Here is a 16211-nt window from a genome sequence, read left to right as displayed (position 1 = left end):
GTAGCGGGGGAGCGAGTAATCATTGTCACCAACGGGAACTATTCATTACCCCATTGATTTAAAAAGGTCGCGATATCATCAATGCGCTGGTCATTGATACCCGCTTCACTCGCTATCTCTTGCTGAGTTTCTTCGCTGATTTCTTCGTTATTCATTAAACGTGTGATCAATAGCTGGAAATAGTGTGCCAGAGAGTCACGTTCTTCTTCGCTAACGGGTTTCGCCGATTCGGTCGCGTATTCGTCGACAATATCATAAAATTTTAATGGGATTTCATTGCTCATATGTTGTCCTGAAGGGCATTAACGATTGCCTGATTTGCAAAAGGGCCTGTCACCCAGTCTCGAAACTGCACTGTACCATGGTCCTTCCCGTCACTCTATTTCATACGTGGAAAAAACCTTGAGGTTTACTGACGACAACTTTGTTTCTACCCGAAAACTTAGCTTCATACAGGGCTAAATCAGCTTTACGCAGTGCGGTATATACATCATTTTCGTTATCAGTAAAACTGGCTACGCCCAATGAAACAGTGACTTTATGGTGATACGGAAACTCAGTGTTTTCGATCTCAACACGAATATGTTCAGCAATTACCGCCGCGTCTTCAAGTTCGGTATAAGGCAGCAATATAACAAACTCTTCACCACCAAATCGACAGACTACCTGTTTACGGGTACTCAGATTATAGAGTCTTTCGCTGAATTTAATCAGCACCGCATCCCCACCATCATGACCATACTGGTCATTCACTTTCTTAAAATGGTCAATATCAATAGCGATAACGCAATGCTCGCTGGAGTTCGCATAGCGTTTTAATAGCGTACTAAACCCTTTACGGTTATACAGACCGGTAAGGGTGTCCGTCATGGTTTCATCGTTGAGGGCATTTACCCTCTTGGTGATGTTCGACAGATGCTGATTGAGAGCCTGTTTGAGATGTTCCGCTTCCTGGTACCAGACTTTAATTTTGGCCAGTTTTTTTGCTGCGGTCTCGCTATCTTCTTCTTGCGTTAAGTTTGCGAGTTTTTCCAGCGGTGTGGAAATTTTGGCAGCAAAAATGGTCACCACGGTGATAGTTATCAAGACAATCACCAGGGTAAACCAGAATGAATTGACGGCTGTCTGCATCAGGATCCGCGAGACGCTTTCTGAGGCTCCCGAGATAACGACCTTCCAGTCCGCTTGTTTCAGGCTGGCATAGCCGACAAGATTGCTGCCACTTTTATCCTCGCTGAAGAAGTGGCCATTTGGGTCGGTGATTTTCTGGGTTTGCAAACCGGGAATAAAATCAAGCTCGCCTTTCACTAATGTCGGGTCACGATTAAATATCACCTTGCCGTCATTATTGATAACGCTAACATCGGTACTTTTCTCATAAAAATGCATGCTCAGAATATCACTGAGCATACTTTCTTTCTGAAGATAGATGCTGCCACCGATAAAACCGATATAGTCACCGGCCTTATCGAATAAAGGCTGCGAGATAAAGACAACATAATTACCCGCAGCGGAGAAGAAGGGCTCAGAGATAAAAAGTTTTCTCGTTGTCAGGGCTTTCTTTGACTCATTCGAGTGCAGTTTCACCCCGACCAATTGCAGGCTTTCAGGAGAGGCGGCAGCAATAACTGCCTTGTCATCTACTATCACAACTGAATTGAAAAAGCCTGACTGCAAGCGTAGTCTTTCGGCTTCACTTTTCAAATGCTCCCGGTCGTTAAGCGAGCCTATCTGACTGGCGCTGAAAGCCAGTTCTCGCTGAGCAGTCGCCAGATATCTGTCAGTGGTATCTGCCAGTTTTCGAGCATAAGCCAAGTTGTTCTCGAGTAATCGATTTTCAATATCGCCCTTCTGGAAAAGCGTCAGTCCACTGAGTAATAACAGGGACGTAAGCAGAATTCCTCCGACAGATAACATCAGCATGAGCGTGCGCAGATGCAGTTTTTTTCTTGGCATATGTCTTCGTGTCTTGAATATTTTCCCCATTATCGGCTTTTTTACGGAGAACATAAATAGATTATAGCGACTGTCTTTTATCGCTTGTTATATCAATTTATCAATCAGACTCGCTAAACCCTTGCTCTGCCGTGTATCGGGTATTTTTTAGCTGCCGCAGCTTGCGATAATTCTGTGGTGACATACCGACATATTTATTAAAGGTGCTGTAGAAACTGCTGCTGGAATGAAATCCTGCCGTCAGGGCGATATCGAGGATGGATTTGTCAGTATCGCTTAACAGGGCGCGCACATGGTTAATGCGCATCGCAGTGATATATTGCTTCATGGTTAACTGCATGACACGCTGAAAAATGCCCATGGCATAGTTGGGATTCAGTTTTACATGTTCGGCTACTTGCTCAATGGTGAGTGCCTGATCAAAACTGGCGCCAATAAACTCCAGCATCTGACTGACATAAAACTGCGCATGGCGCGACACATTATTACCTTTACTGCGGATCCGGGTCATTTTATTGACGCAAATGGGTTCCCAGCCCGACAAACTCAGGCGCTTCAGCATCAGGCCAATTTCGTCGACCGTTAACTGACGGATTTGCGCATTCGGGCTGTTTAGCTCCTGCTGCCAGCGCAGGACTTCAAAAGGGCTTAACTGCTGCGCGGTCAGTGAGCGAATCACCAGCCCATGGGTAATATGATTGATAAGCTGTCTGTCGAGTGGCCAGGAGAGAAACAGGTGCATCGGCAGGTTAATAATCGCCATCTTCTGGCAGTCGCCAGGGCGCGTTAACTGATGGGGGGTACAGGCCCAGAATAGTGTGATATGTCCTTGTTTGATCCGCACCACTTCATTGTTAATCAGATATTCCACGTCACCGTCAAAAGGCACATTCACTTCGACCTGGCCATGCCAGTGGCAGGACTCCATCAGATGGGGCACGCGTAGCTCAATATCCATGCGCTGGTATTCGGAATAGAGCGACATGGGGCTGCGGGTGTGGCTATCGGTGCTACTGCACATATGCGGGTCGGGCGGCAGGGCGGCTGAGCTGATATCCATTCTATTCTCCGATTCCTGAATCATCAGGAATTGTCGCACAGGTAAGAGAACTACGTTGTGAACCTGGCTGAGTTTCAGGCTTATTATTCATCTAAATATTCTGAATTCTCTTCTTTCCTGGCTAAAACTTCCGGAAAGTTCAGATAAACCCTCCCAGTGAAATTAATCTGAACTTTCCGGAATGCTCAGTCCAGAACAGGGAAGAGAAGCATCCGTTTGCATGCCACTCTGAGATGGTTAATCTGTCACTCGGAGAAAGAAAATGTCAGCACCTAAAATTACCTTTATCGGCGCAGGCTCAACTATTTTTGTTAAAAATATCCTCGGTGATGTTTTTCATCGCCCGGCACTGAAATCAGCTCATATTGCCCTGATGGATATTGATGAAACCCGCCTCGAAGAGTCACATATTGTGGTTCGTAAGTTGATGGACTCCTCTGGCGCGAATGGGAAAATCACCTGTCACACGAACCAAAAAGCCGCGCTCCAAGGTGCCGATTTTGTGGTCGTTGCTTTCCAGATTGGCGGCTATGAACCTTGCACTGTGACGGATTTTGCTGTCTGTAAACAGCATGGGCTGGAGCAAACTATCGCCGATACTTTAGGCCCGGGCGGTATCATGCGAGCGTTACGTACCATTCCGCACTTATGGCAGATCTGTGAAGACATGACCGAAGTCTGCCCGGATGCCACCATGCTCAATTATGTAAACCCGATGGCGATGAATACCTGGGCGATGTATGCCCGCTATCCGCATATTAAACAGGTAGGCCTGTGTCACTCAGTCCAGGGAACCGCCGAGGAACTGGCTCGTGATTTAGCTATTGATCCGGCGTTGCTACGTTATCAAAGCGCGGGAATCAACCATATGGCTTTTTATCTCTACCTTGAGAAGAAAAATGACCAGGGTGAGTATGTCAGTATCTATCCTGATTTGCTGCAAGCCTACGAATCCGGCCAGGCGCCGAAACCCAATATCCACGATAATCCGCGTTGTGAAAATATCGTTCGCTATGAAATGTTTAAAAAGCTGGGCTATTTTGTTACCGAGTCTTCTGAACACTTTGCCGAATATACGCCGTGGTTTATTAAACCGGGGCGCGAGGATTTGATTGAGCGCTATAAAGTGCCGTTGGACGAATATCCGAAACGTTGCGTTGAGCAGTTAGCCACCTGGCGCAAAGAGCTGGAAGAGTACAAAACCGCAGAGCGTATCGATATCAAACCTTCCCGGGAATATGCCAGCACAATTATGAATGCGCTGTGGACCGGGGAGCCAAGCGTTATTTACGGTAACGTGCGCAACGACAATCTGATCGAAAACCTGCCGCAAGGATGTTGCGTTGAGGTGCCTTGCCTGGTGGATGCCAATGGTATTCAACCGACCCATATTGGCACTCTGCCTTCTCATCTGGCGGCATTAATGCAAACCAATATCAATGTGCAAACATTACTGACAGAGGCCATTTTAACCGAAAATCGCGACCGTGTTTATCATGCCACGATGCTTGACCCTCATACCTCTGCAGTGCTGGGTATTGAAGAGATCTATGCTCTGGTCGATGACCTGATTGCGGCACACGGGGACTGGCTCCCCGCATGGCTGCATCGCGCATAATGACCAAACGCCGGGTAGATTACCCGGCACCTGACATATCTAATAACAGAAGGAGGGCGCTGGTAACAGCGACCCTGTACCCTATATGAGCATATCAATTACAACAAAACTCAGTTATGGATTTGGGGCGTTTGGTAAAGATTTCGCTATAGGTATTGTCTACATGTACCTGATGTACTACTACACCGATATTGTTGGTTTATCCGTCGGTCTGGTGGGAGGGCTCTTCCTGGTCGCACGAATCTGGGATGCGGTAACCGACCCGATAATGGGCTGGATAGTTAACTGCACCCGTTCTCGCTGGGGAAAATTCAAACCCTGGATACTGCTCGGGACTATTACTAACTCCATCGTCCTTTTTTTACTGTTCAGCGCTCATCTGTTTGAAGGCACCACGCAAGTAGTGTTCGTTTGTGTCACCTATATTCTCTGGGGTATGACTTACACGCTGATGGATATTCCCTTCTGGTCGATGGTGCCGACCATTACGCTGGATAAACGCGAGAGAGAACAACTGGTTCCTTTTCCACGCTTTTTTGCCAGTCTTGCTGGCTTTGTCACGGCGGGCGTCACCTTACCCTTTGTTCACTATGTCGGGGGAGAAGACAGGGGGTTCGGTTTCCAGATGTTTACCCTGGTGCTGATCGCCTTCTTTGTGGTTTCCACCATCATCACACTGCGTAACGTTAAAGAAGTCTATTCATCGGATAATGATGCGACTGCGGATAGCAGCCAGCTGGGATTAAAAGCCATTGTGGCGTTGATCTATAAAAACGATCAGCTTTCTTGCCTGCTGGGAATGGCACTGGCTTACAATATAGCGTCAAATATTATTTCTGGTTTTGCAATTTATTATTTCACCTATGTTATTGGTAATGCTGATTTATTCCCGTATTACATGTCTTATGCGGGAGCCGCCAACTTACTGACACTGGTCTTTTTCACCCGCCTGGTAAAAACCTTATCGCGGCGGGTTCTGTGGGCAGGAGCCTCGATACTGCCGATTCTGGGCGGCGGCGTATTATTATGGATAGCCCTCTCAGGGAACTACAGTATCTGGTTGATTTCACTGGCAGGGATCTTACTCAATGTCGGCACGGCGCTGTTCTGGGTATTGCAGGTGATTATGGTGGCGGATACTGTCGATTACGGTGAGTACAAGCTTAATGTTCGCTGTGAAAGTATCGCTTTCTCGGTGCAAACCATGGTGGTTAAAGGCGGATCGGCAGTCGCGGCCTTTTTTATAGCCCTGGTACTCGGCCTGATTGGCTATGTGCCGAATATCGAACAAAGTGCCAGCACGGTTCTCGGTATGGAGTTTCTGATGATTGCCTTACCGGCATTTTTCTTCCTTGTCACGCTATTCCTCTATTTCCGGCTCTATAAACTGAATGGGGATATGCTGAGAAAAGTACAGATCCATCTGCTGGATAAATACCGTAAACGTGAGACTCCGGCAGATCTTGAGCCGGTTAATCTTCATATCAAAAGCAATTCTGAACTCAAGGCGTAAACATGGAGTGGACTTCTGTCATCGGTTATGTAGCAGCAAGCTTAACGACATTATCATTTTTACCGCAGGCCATTAAGGTGATAAAAACCCGTAATACTCAGGGTATTTCAGGTCTGATGTACGCCATGTTTGTCTGCGGCCTGACACTGTGGTTTTGCTATGGCTTGTTGATTAACGATCTGGCGATAAGTGCGGCAAATCTCCTCACACTGCTTTTTGCTTTGCCTGTTCTGGTGATGAAGTATCGCCTGGGATAGAGGGTCCGGGCAGGGAAGCCCTTTACTCCTGATGAGTGGCTATCTGAGGGAAGCCTTGTGAAGCGATGACATCGATTAGCGCCCGGGTATTGGCGGTCATTCCCTTTTTACGCCATACCAGTTCAGTGGTCACCTGGCTGCTTGACTGTTCAAAAGGATGCAGGGTAATTAAATCCAGTGCCGGGAATGTACTCAGTAGCGTTCTGGGTACGATTCCGACGCCCATTCCCGCGCTTACACCGCCAAGAATCGCATGATAGGACGACATTTCAGCCAGACGATACGGCTTAACCTCTGCTTTTCTGAGCCAGTTTGTCAGCCTGTCACGATAGGAACAGCCATCGCGAAAAACCAGCAGGGTACTTTCCTTCAGGGCACCGGCTGTCCGGATAGGCGGGTAACCAGCCGGGGCAATAATCACTAACTCTTCGGTAAATACCGCCAGACGTTCAAGTCGTTCATCAGCAGGAACATCGGCAATAAATGCCGCATCCAGCTCGTGGTTTATTACCGACTCATGCAATACCCGACTAATGCCCGTCACCAGTTCAATAGTCATGCCATGATACTGACGATAAAGCGCTGAAAGCGGGGCGGGTAAACGTGTGGCCGCCATACTGTCGAGTGCTCCCAGCCTGAATCGACCACCGGGTTGCGGCTTTGCCGCCTGCTGCTCGGCCTGGTTTACCAGCTCCACTATCTTCAGGGCATGTTCATACAGTTGCTGTCCTGTCGGCGTGGGAATAAACCGCCTCTCCGCTTTGATAAACAGCACGGTACTGAGTTTACTTTCCAGGTTTTGTATCCGGGTAGTGATAGCCGAGGGGACGCGACAGAGCTCTCTGGCGGCAGAGGTGATACTGCCTGTTTCAGTCAGAGCAATAACGGTTTTAAAGTCTGATATATCCATATATTCACCAAAATTGAAAGCTGGATTCTATTTTATTCAATTGAAAAGAAACTGCATGTTTTTTATTTTACTCATCGATCCTGGCGGCGATTTTTCGTCGTCAGTGTGCAGACAATTATTGAGGTGAAAATGAAAAAACTCGGACTTATCGGTGGCACCGGCCCTGAATCAACCCTGCTGTACTACCGTAAATTTGTCTACGAGGCAAATGCACGCAAAGGTGAGCATTTTTTCCCCAGCCTGACTATCGAAAGCATCAACGTCTATGATGTGCTGGCGATGTGTGCGGAGAAAAACTACGTCGCGCTGACAAATTACCTGGCAAAAGCCGTGGCTAATCTCGAGGCTGCTGGCGCTGAAGTCATTGCCCTGACGGGAAATACACCCCACATCGTCTTCCATGAGCTTCAGGCAACAACCTCCGTGCCGCTGGTCAGTATTATCGATTCCACTTGTACCGAAGTTAAAACTCAGAAATTAAAAAAGGTCGGGCTGCTGGGGACAAGGTTTACGATGGAGGCTGATTTTTTCAAACAGCCGTTTATTGACGCCGGTATCCGGGTCATTATTCCCGCCAGCGATGAAATCGACTTTATTGCACAGAAGATCCACGATGAGCTTGAAAGAGGCATCATAAACACTCAAACCCGCGAGCGTTTCCTGGAGATTACTGAGCGGATGTATCAGGATGAGGGCATCGAGGCGATTATCCTTGGCTGTACTGAGCTCCCACTGATATTCGCGGACGCTGAGCTTTCTATTCCGGCACTCGATGTGGTTGATATTCATATTAATACGTTATTTGAAAGGCTGGGTTAGCCCCTAAAGTGATGCTGTCGCAAAGACTCCCGGCGTGGTACCAAAGTGCATACGAAAATATTTAATCAAGTGACTTTGATCGTAAAAACCCACATCGGTCGCGACTTGAGCGGCATCCAAACCTCTGGCCAGTAATCCTTTGGCTTTTACCAGACGGATCTGGGTCAGATACTGATGGACCGATAAGCCGGTCTGAGCCTGAAAGGTCCGCATAAAGTAAAACTCGCTCAGTCCTGCCACATCGGCAATCTCTTTGACGATCAGAGGTTGCTGGTATGCGCAATGTAAAAACTCGATTGCCCGGCGAATATCCGCTCTCAGTATTTTGGTGACTTCGCCATGAGTGTTACGTTCACCGTAACGCCCGACCAGCATATTCAGTACCTGATACATCAGACACTCTTTTTCTAAAGGGTCGCTATTCGCACTCAGCCGGGCAGAAGCCTGTAACATTTTTTGTGCCATCAGCGGATCGTGGCGCATCCCCTCGCCACCGAAATTGACCTCACCGCGCCCGCCAATGACCGTTTCGGCGACTTCGTTAATCAGAGTAGCTGACGGATAAAAGGCACAGTAATCCCAGCCTTCATCACGCTGGACTGCCTCGCCGGTATGAACTTCACCGGGCATTATGACCATCACAGTACCGGCGGAGGCCACGCCACGCTCGCGACAAATCCGGGTTCGCTGTGAGCCTCGCGCAAAAGCCGCAATCACATACTCATCATGAAAATGCGCGGGATAGCTGTGTTCATAGCAGGACGCTCGCAGGATCTCCATCCCGCCATACAGCTTACTGTCATGCCAGAGATTAATTTTATCCCGCACTTTTTTCATCAAACAGACATCCTTTAATCATCAAAATTTTCACCAATGCGCAGGATTTTACTATCACGGTTCTGGCAATTTCTTAATATTACCCTTCAGTAACCAGAATGAGATTATTTGATGTTGATAACAAAAAGTCTACCGAATGATAAGGGCAGGGCGGAATTCAGAGCGGGAGTGGTAGCTTGTCTACCCACTATTCCCGGCTACTGGAGTATTGGTTTTGCCGCTGGTGCAATAGGTACATTATCAGGGTTTAGCACCCTGGATACCGCGTTACTGGCCGGTGTGTTATATGCCGGATCGGCGCAGTTAATGTTTTATTCATTGTGGGCTGCTGGCGCTGAAGTGGCCTCGGTAGTTCTGAGCGTACTGCTGGTGAATCTCCGCTATTTGTTAATGAGCTCGGCCATGAGTCTCTTTTTTCGCGACTATACCTCGTTGCAAAAAATAACCAGCGGGCTACTGCTGACTGATGAGACTTTCGGCGTCGCGGTGCAACAAGGGAGTGAGCGAGGTTCAGTCTCCTGCTCCTGGATGTCCGGACTTAACCTGGCGGCCTGGCTGAACTGGATCCTTGCCTGTGTGATTGGGGCAGAACTGGCTTCATCATTGCCCGCCTCTTTAATGGAAGGGCTAAGTTTTAGCCTGGTCTCAATGTTTATCGGTCTGGTGCTGGCTATGTGGTATGCCAGTCAGCGTAAGATGCTGGAAACATTAAGTATCATTGTTGCCGTGCTGATAACATTAGTGATGGCGGGTAAAACGGATATGAGCATCGTAGTGATTGTCGCAGCCTCGGTGGCTGCAAGCCTGGCGACCCTGGGTTTAAGATTATCCGGCAAAGAGAGATCCTAAGATGGAAAGAAATATTCTCCTCGCAATTCTGATTTCAGCGCTGGTCACCGCCTTGATGCGCACAGTCCCGATTTTACTGTTATCCCGCTTCCGACTGGCTCCGGGCCTACAGCAGTGGCTGGGTTTTATTCCCGCAGCGATGATGGCGGCGATTGTTACTGCTGAACTGCTCGGTAAACCGGCTCTGACCAGTGGAGGTCTCAGTATTTCACTGCTGGCAGCTATTGCTGCGATATTGGCAGGTATTATCACCCGCAGCCTGTTTGCCACGATAATTGTTGGTATGGTGGCCTTTTCGGGACTCAGTTATCTGCTGATATAACGCGTTATCTCTATTGTTACCGCGAGGCCTGTTTTCGGGCCTCCGGGTTAAAAGAGTAGGTTTTTGAGCAGAGGGGAGCCTATTACCATCAGGATACCGGACAACATCATGACCAGGCTTGCGACAACCCCTTGTTCCTGACCCAGTTGATAAGAGCGCGCTGTGCCCGCCCCATGAGAGGCCGCGCCAAATCCGGCCCCAATCGCACCGCCACTTCGTATGGCTAACCTCAGAAAGATAAAATCACCCACGGCAAATCCACATACTCCGGTCAGCGCGACAAAAAAAGCGGCCAGATCGGGCTGACCACCGAAGGTTTGTACCGCCGACAGCGCAAAGGGGGTGGTCACCGAACGAACCACCAGGGTACGTTGTAGCTCATCGGGCAACTGTAAGGCTCTGGCAAGCCAGACCGAACTGGTGGATGCTACGATAATGGCAGTAAAAACCCCCGCGGTTATTGATAGCCAGTGTTTGCGGATCATACGGGTATTTTCATAGACCGGGACGGCAAATGCGATGGTGGCCGGTCCGAGTAACCAGAGAAGCCAGTGCGACTCGCCGATATAATCACGCCAGGGCAGCGATGAGGCTAATATGATCCCTATCAACACGGCTGGCGTGAGTAACAGCGGCATCAACAATAACCTGGGGTACCTTTTATATATCTTTTTGTTGATATAATAGACAACCAGCGTTACGGCCAGAGAACCGAACTGCAAGATCAAGTCAGTCATGGGCTTTACGGTTCTCATAGATGAACAATTTATCGACGACAAACGCAGTACAGCCCAGCACCAGAATCGTACTGAGAATGATGACCGCAAAAATTCTGATGCCGAATTTCTCTAACACATTGAAGTAATTGATAATAGCAACCACTGCCGGAACGAAAAATAGTAACATTTCAGACAGCAGCCAGGCTGACCCCGCTTTGACAAAGCGTACCGGAAGAATACCGGAGACCAGAAAAACCAGCATCATCATCATACCGACAATATTGGCAGGTAAGGGCAGGGTAAGGTGAAGTACCAGGAATTGTGCTATCAGAAAAAGACCGATGTAAACCATCAGCTGTGAAGCAGTTTTAATCGCATTCATGTCCGTAGCAACTCACACAGTGAGAGGGCTCGATAAAAAGTTTGACAGGGATGGCATGCTCTATTCCATCATTCATAAAAAAACCTCCGTTCGGAGGCTTGTATCTTGATGAGCCGATATCGTTCATCTCAACAGTCCAGTTTGACAGGTTCCAGGAACCTTACCCATACTGTCTCTGTTGTCAGCATTTTATCACCCGTACCGAGGTTGATAATCACCATCAGATGAATGAGTTTAATGCAAAAAATGCAGGGATATGATGAAACGCTGAATATCGAAGAGCTGACCGCCTTTATTGCGGTGGTTGAGAATCGTGGCTTTGCCGGGGCAGGAAGGGCGCTTGGCAGAGACGCTACTGTGATTTCTCGTCGTATCAGACAGCTTGAAACTCGGCTGGGTATCTGCCTGCTTGCCAGAACCACGCGCCATGTCGCTCTGACCGAAGCGGGTGAGTTTTTTTTCAAACGCGTTAAAGGCCTGCTCGATGAACTGAATAACGCCCGGCTTGAAGTCAGTGAGCTGGCGGCTATGCCGCGCGGGAGTCTGAAAATCTCTCTTCCTGCCACATTTGGCCGGCGATGGCTGGTTCCCCGATTACGGAGTTTTATTCGCCGTTATCCTGATATCCACCTGGATATCCGTTTTAGCGATCGTCAGGTGGATATCATGGCGGAAGGCTTCGATATGGTTATCGGTGCCGGTAAGCTGACTGACAGTACGCTGGTATCCAGAGGCCTGGCACGGTTCCGCTATCAGCTCTTTGCCTCACCAGACTATATCAGGATTCATGGCATTCCTGACTATCCGGATCTGCTCCTCTCCCACAGTTGTCTGGGTTATGTTAATCATGCGGACTGGCCTGACTGGGTGCTGAGCAATGGCAGTCAGAAAAGCATTATCCGGCCACGAGGACCGCTTCAGTCTGATAATGTGGAAGCCCTGCTACAGGCGGCAACAGATGGCCTGGGTATTGCCCTTATACCCGCATGGCTGACACGGGAAGAGATCGGTCGGGGAAACCTGGTGCACATATTGCCGGAATGGCAGAGTATCGAGGAAGGCAGTCTCCATGCGCTGATGCCGCCAGGCAAACTCATTCCAGCTAAAACCCGTGCGTTTATCGAGTTTATTGTCGACAGCATAGAGTCTGACTGGTGTTACTGAACCAGTCAGACGCAGCCTTGATTATTTCAAAGTGGCCTGAGGTCGGTTTTGTGCCATCACACCGGTAAGAGAATGTGGCTGGTAACAGGCTTCCAGATAGCGAACCTCTTCTTCACTCAGTATCAGGTCAACGGCTTTAACCGCACCGTCAATATGATGTTTTTTGGTTGCCCCCACTACGGGTGCTGTGACTTTCGTCAGCAACCACGCCAGCGATATCTCAGTCATGGACACCTGGCGTTGTTGGGCGAGTTCGGCAACCCGCTGGATAATCGGCGCGTCCTGCTCGGCGGTATTATCGTATTTCCCTTTGGCGAAGTTATCTTCATCCGCGCGTTTGGTGCTGGTCTGTGTCAGGCGGGAAAGACGGCCGCTCGCCAGCGCGCTGTAAGGGGTCATGGCGATATTCTCTTCCGCACATAAACCAAACAGTTCGCGTTCATCCTCACGCATAATCAAATTGTAATGACTCTGGACCGAGACAAAGGGCGTCAGGCCCTCATGCACTGCCAGCGCATTGGCTTTGGCAAGCTGCCATGCGTAGCAGTTTGAGATACCAATAGCGCGCACCTTACCGGATTTCACCGCATTGTGCAGGGCTTCAAGCACCTCGAGTATCGGGGTGTTGTTGTCCCACATATGACAGATATAGAGATCGATATAATCCATACCCAGATTTTGCAGGCTCTGGTCGAGTGAGAGGGCTATTGCCTGCTTGCCGCTGACCCCTTCAGCAATCTGCTGCGCCGAGCGGGGAAGATATTTTGTCGCGACTACCACTTCTTCGCGCTTTGCCATAGAGCGTAAAGCTTTACCGACATAGCGCTCGCTGGAACCTGCCTGATAAGCGATGGCGGTGTCAAAGAAGTTGATCCCCTTAGAAAGGGCATAGCGAATAATATCCGCGCTTTCTGCTTCATTCAGCGTCCAGCTATGCTGTCCGGTAAGTGCGTCACCAAACCCCATACAGCCCAGACAAATGCGTGAAACGTTCAGGTCGCTGTTACCCAGTTTGCTATATTGCACTGAAATATCCTTTTAGTCAGTCTGTGAGTTCTGTAGGTCTCTGGCTACTTTTTCAGACACTGACCTGTCAATTTTATATTGGGTCAGGGACACAAGCTGTCTTCATTCACCAGGCTCTAGTTTATTCTGTTTAACCGTAATTGTGTGGCTTGATTTTATTAAGCATATTTCTAAGCTGCCGTATAGGCAGCTCAGGCTGACATAGATGTCGCCGGGAAGAGATGAAGGACAAAAGCGGGCGGGCAAGCAATAGATTTCGGGTATCACTCCCAGCCTATTGCTATGCCTTTTTCATCTGCTGCGTATCTGGCTGAGTAGTGACTTCAGACTTTATCTTTTCAATCGCTGTGACATTTTCTGACATCGCTTCATTGAGAACTTTTACCGCGGCACTGGCGTCGCGCTCTTTAATTGACCGGTATACTTTGATATGGGCTTCCACACTTTCAAGTGTAATACCCAGGGCGCGATTAAGCTCTTCCAGGTAATAGTAATAGATATCTTTAATCGAGTTCATCACGTTGTAAAACACGCTATTGTGCGATGCCCGGACAATAGCCAGGTGAAACTCGTAGTCGGCTTCTGAGTATTTTTTATAGTCGCCTTTATTGATAAGCATATTATTCAGCGCTTGTTCAAGCTGAATAATATCCTCATCGGTGGCATGAATAACGGCAAGTTCAACGCATTTAAATTCGACGGTCTGGCGAAAAATCATCATATCGTGAAACTCCTCGCGACTGAGATGCATAACCGGGCGAGGATTTTTGCTCAACATCTGGGGAGTGAAGCTGTCGCTGACATAGCTGCCGCTACCCTGGCGAGTCACCACAATACCCAGATCGCGAAAGCGCTGAACCGCACTGCGGACGCTAACTCGGCTGACATTAAAGGAAACGGTCAGTTCAGCTTCAGAGGGCAGACGATTGCCGGGCATCCAGCTGCCATCCAGTAATTTTGCGCTTATCTGCTCATAAACTTCATTCACGACATTTTGTTTTTGAATGGATTTTATACTCAATTCAGGCATCCCTGTAGGTGATGAAACACCACAAAATATATCATTTAAAGCAATAAACGGCCTGTCAGGACAAGTATACCTGAACGCTTAGCTGTCAGTACACCGGCCGTTCAGGCCAGATACCCACTGCATATCTCTTCTTACTCCCCCGCCAAAAATATGTATGACAGCTTTCTTGTTTTTATGTGAAATAAAAAGAAATATCATACTGATAATTTCACATTTATGATAATAAAAAATCTGTGAAACGTACAATAAAAAATATACGTATATGATTTATATGGTAATAATTATGACTTATCGATTCTGTTGATCCATGTCACAGAATAGAATATTTAACATTCCTCCTAAGATTAAGCGTGATATAAAAGCGTAAATATGTAGGACGACTTACAGGTTGTTGTAATCTAATTCACAACAAATGTGGTGTGCAGTCAATTTGCAGAACTGAGGAATGCGAGTGAGTAACCTGAAAATTACCAATGTAAAAACGATTCTGACAGCACCCGGTGGGATCGATCTGGCCATTGTGAAAGTCGAAACCAACCAGCCGGGTCTCTATGGTCTGGGATGTGCAACCTTTACCCAGCGCATTTTTGCCGTGAAAAGTGCTATTGATGAATATATGGCACCATTTTTGACGGGCAAAGATCCGACGCGTATTGAGGATATCTGGCAGTCTGCGGCGGTGAGTGGTTACTGGCGTAACGGACCTATTATGAATAATGCCCTGTCTGGCGTAGATATGGCGCTGTGGGATATCAAAGGTAAACTTGCAGGAATGCCGGTTTATGACCTGTTAGGTGGCAAGTGTCGTGACGGTATTCCATTGTACTGTCATACCGATGGTGGCGATGAAATCGAAGTAGAAGATAATATTCGCGCCAGAATGGAAGAGGGCTACCAGTATGTCCGCTGTCAGATGGGGATGTACGGCGGTGCTGGCACTGACGATCTTAAACTGATTGCCACTCAACTGGCGCGTGCGAAAAATATTCTGCCAAAACGCTCACCACGCAGCAAAACCCCGGGTATCTATTTTGACCCGGACGCCTACGCCAAAAGTGTTCCACGTTTATTTGACCATCTGCGTAATAAACTGGGTTTCGGTATCGAGTTTATTCATGACGTCCATGAACGCGTCACACCCGTGACGGCGATTAATCTGGCAAAAACACTGGAACAATATCAGCTCTTCTATCTTGAAGATCCGGTCGCACCGGAAAATATCGACTGGCTGAAAATGCTACGTCAGCAATCCTCAACCCCGATAGCAATGGGCGAGCTGTTTGTTAACGTCAATGAGTGGAAGCCACTGATTGATAATAAACTGATCGATTATATCCGCTGTCATGTCAGTACTATCGGCGGTATTACGCCCGCGAAGAAACTCGCGATTTACAGCGAACTGAATGGCGTGCGTACAGCCTGGCACGGCCCGGGGGATATCTCTCCTGTGGGCGTCTGCGCCAATATGCATCTGGATATGAGTTCTCCTAATCTCGGTGTTCAGGAATACACGCCAATGAATGAGGCATTGCGTGATGTCTTCCCGGGCTGTCCGGAAATTGACCGGGGTTATGCTTATCTGAACGATAAGCCCGGCCTTGGCATTGATATTGATGAAGCTAAAGCCGCGAAATATCCCTGTGAAGGCGGTATTCCGTCCTGGACAATGGCCCGAACACCGGATGGCACGGCGTCAAGGCCTTAGTATTGGTTAATTAACTATTCACTCATCCCTGTCATTTATAAAAA

17 protein-coding genes are annotated in these 16211 nt (G+C 48.2%); 8 read left to right on the top strand and 9 right to left on the bottom strand.

What is annotated here, in order from left to right; genetic code table 11:
- Nucleotides 1-38 precede the first annotated feature (38 nt).
- The 3 genes from M2387_RS04125 to melR all read right to left on the bottom strand — a co-directional run bounded on the left by M2387_RS04125 (nt 39) and on the right by melR (nt 3016).
- The gene (locus tag M2387_RS04125) at nt 39-284 is read right to left on the bottom strand and encodes a YmjA family protein (protein ID WP_259047354.1); all 246 of its coding nucleotides are present in this window, start codon (nt 282-284) and stop codon (nt 39-41) included.
- A 100-nt stretch (nt 285-384) separates the two neighbouring features.
- Nucleotides 385-1956, bottom strand: a complete 1572-nt coding sequence (locus M2387_RS04120) for a sensor domain-containing diguanylate cyclase (protein WP_259047353.1) — start codon at nt 1954-1956, stop codon at nt 385-387.
- Between the two features lie 100 nt (nt 1957-2056).
- Nucleotides 2057-3016 carry a transcriptional regulator MelR gene (gene melR / locus M2387_RS04115; protein ID WP_259047352.1) on the bottom strand — a complete coding sequence of 320 codons (960 nt, stop codon included), beginning with the start codon at nt 3014-3016 and terminating at the stop codon, nt 2057-2059.
- A gap of 262 nt (nt 3017-3278) precedes the next feature.
- Here melR and melA point away from each other — a divergent pair, with 262 nt between their 5' ends.
- The 3 genes from melA to M2387_RS04100 all read left to right on the top strand — a co-directional run bounded on the left by melA (nt 3279) and on the right by M2387_RS04100 (nt 6404).
- Nucleotides 3279-4634, top strand: coding sequence for an alpha-glucosidase/alpha-galactosidase (gene melA / locus M2387_RS04110; protein WP_259047351.1), 1356 nt, complete (start codon nt 3279-3281; stop codon nt 4632-4634).
- A gap of 85 nt (nt 4635-4719) precedes the next feature.
- Nucleotides 4720-6147, top strand: a complete 1428-nt coding sequence (gene melB / locus M2387_RS04105; protein ID WP_259047350.1) for a melibiose:sodium transporter MelB — start codon at nt 4720-4722, stop codon at nt 6145-6147.
- A gap of 2 nt (nt 6148-6149) precedes the next feature.
- Nucleotides 6150-6404, top strand: coding sequence for a SemiSWEET transporter (locus M2387_RS04100; protein ID WP_259047349.1), 255 nt, complete (start codon nt 6150-6152; stop codon nt 6402-6404).
- Nucleotides 6405-6426: 22 nt separating this feature from the next.
- Here the strand turns inward: M2387_RS04100 and M2387_RS04095 are convergent, their stop codons facing one another.
- Nucleotides 6427-7314 (bottom strand): LysR family transcriptional regulator, encoded by an 888-nt coding sequence (locus tag M2387_RS04095; protein ID WP_259047348.1) that lies wholly within the window; start codon nt 7312-7314, stop codon nt 6427-6429.
- Between the two features lie 129 nt (nt 7315-7443).
- On the opposite strand from M2387_RS04095, the gene M2387_RS04090 reads away from it, so the two are divergent.
- Nucleotides 7444-8133 carry an aspartate/glutamate racemase family protein gene (locus tag M2387_RS04090; protein WP_259047347.1) on the top strand — a complete coding sequence of 230 codons (690 nt, stop codon included), beginning with the start codon at nt 7444-7446 and terminating at the stop codon, nt 8131-8133.
- A gap of 3 nt (nt 8134-8136) precedes the next feature.
- Here M2387_RS04090 and M2387_RS04085 read toward each other — a convergent pair whose 3' ends face one another.
- Nucleotides 8137-8970 carry an AraC family transcriptional regulator gene (locus tag M2387_RS04085; RefSeq protein ID WP_259047346.1) on the bottom strand — a complete coding sequence of 278 codons (834 nt, stop codon included), beginning with the start codon at nt 8968-8970 and terminating at the stop codon, nt 8137-8139.
- A 111-nt stretch (nt 8971-9081) separates the two neighbouring features.
- Here M2387_RS04085 and M2387_RS04080 point away from each other — a divergent pair, with 111 nt between their 5' ends.
- Together M2387_RS04080 and M2387_RS04075 are read left to right on the top strand one after the other, a co-directional pair.
- On the top strand, nt 9082-9819 hold the full coding sequence (locus M2387_RS04080; protein WP_259047345.1) for an AzlC family ABC transporter permease: 738 nt from the start codon (nt 9082-9084) through the stop codon (nt 9817-9819).
- Nucleotide 9820: 1 nt separating this feature from the next.
- Nucleotides 9821-10141 (top strand): AzlD domain-containing protein, encoded by a 321-nt coding sequence (locus M2387_RS04075; protein WP_259047344.1) that lies wholly within the window; start codon nt 9821-9823, stop codon nt 10139-10141.
- A gap of 47 nt (nt 10142-10188) precedes the next feature.
- Here M2387_RS04075 and M2387_RS04070 read toward each other — a convergent pair whose 3' ends face one another.
- Together M2387_RS04070 and M2387_RS04065 are read right to left on the bottom strand one after the other, a co-directional pair.
- Nucleotides 10189-10878, bottom strand: coding sequence for an LrgB family protein (locus tag M2387_RS04070; protein WP_259047343.1), 690 nt, complete (start codon nt 10876-10878; stop codon nt 10189-10191).
- Nucleotides 10871-11242, bottom strand: coding sequence for a CidA/LrgA family protein (locus tag M2387_RS04065; protein ID WP_259047342.1), 372 nt, complete (start codon nt 11240-11242; stop codon nt 10871-10873). Before M2387_RS04065 ends, M2387_RS04070 begins: the two co-directional genes overlap by 8 nt.
- Nucleotides 11243-11479: 237 nt before the next feature.
- Between M2387_RS04065 and M2387_RS04060 the strand changes: the two genes are divergently transcribed.
- The gene (locus tag M2387_RS04060) at nt 11480-12406 is read left to right on the top strand and encodes a LysR family transcriptional regulator (protein ID WP_259047341.1); all 927 of its coding nucleotides are present in this window, start codon (nt 11480-11482) and stop codon (nt 12404-12406) included.
- Between the two features lie 21 nt (nt 12407-12427).
- On the opposite strand, the gene M2387_RS04055 is transcribed toward M2387_RS04060, so the two are convergent.
- Both M2387_RS04055 and M2387_RS04050 read right to left on the bottom strand, forming a co-directional pair.
- A complete protein-coding gene (locus tag M2387_RS04055) occupies nt 12428-13432 on the bottom strand; it encodes an aldo/keto reductase (RefSeq protein WP_259047340.1) in 1005 nt (334 codons plus the stop codon).
- A gap of 280 nt (nt 13433-13712) precedes the next feature.
- A complete protein-coding gene (locus M2387_RS04050) occupies nt 13713-14453 on the bottom strand; it encodes a FadR/GntR family transcriptional regulator (protein ID WP_259047339.1) in 741 nt (246 codons plus the stop codon).
- Between the two features lie 460 nt (nt 14454-14913).
- Here M2387_RS04050 and M2387_RS04045 point away from each other — a divergent pair, with 460 nt between their 5' ends.
- Entirely contained in the window at nt 14914-16167 is a 1254-nt protein-coding gene (locus tag M2387_RS04045) for an enolase C-terminal domain-like protein (protein ID WP_259047337.1), read from the top strand.
- Nucleotides 16168-16211: the final 44 nt, after the last annotated feature.

It is taken from the genome of Klebsiella sp. BIGb0407, assembly GCF_024807845.1.
Classification (GTDB): Bacteria; Pseudomonadota; Gammaproteobacteria; order Enterobacterales; family Enterobacteriaceae; genus JGM124.
The sequence above is the reverse complement of the archived record's forward strand: the minus strand, read 5'-3'. Positions and strand labels throughout refer to the sequence as shown.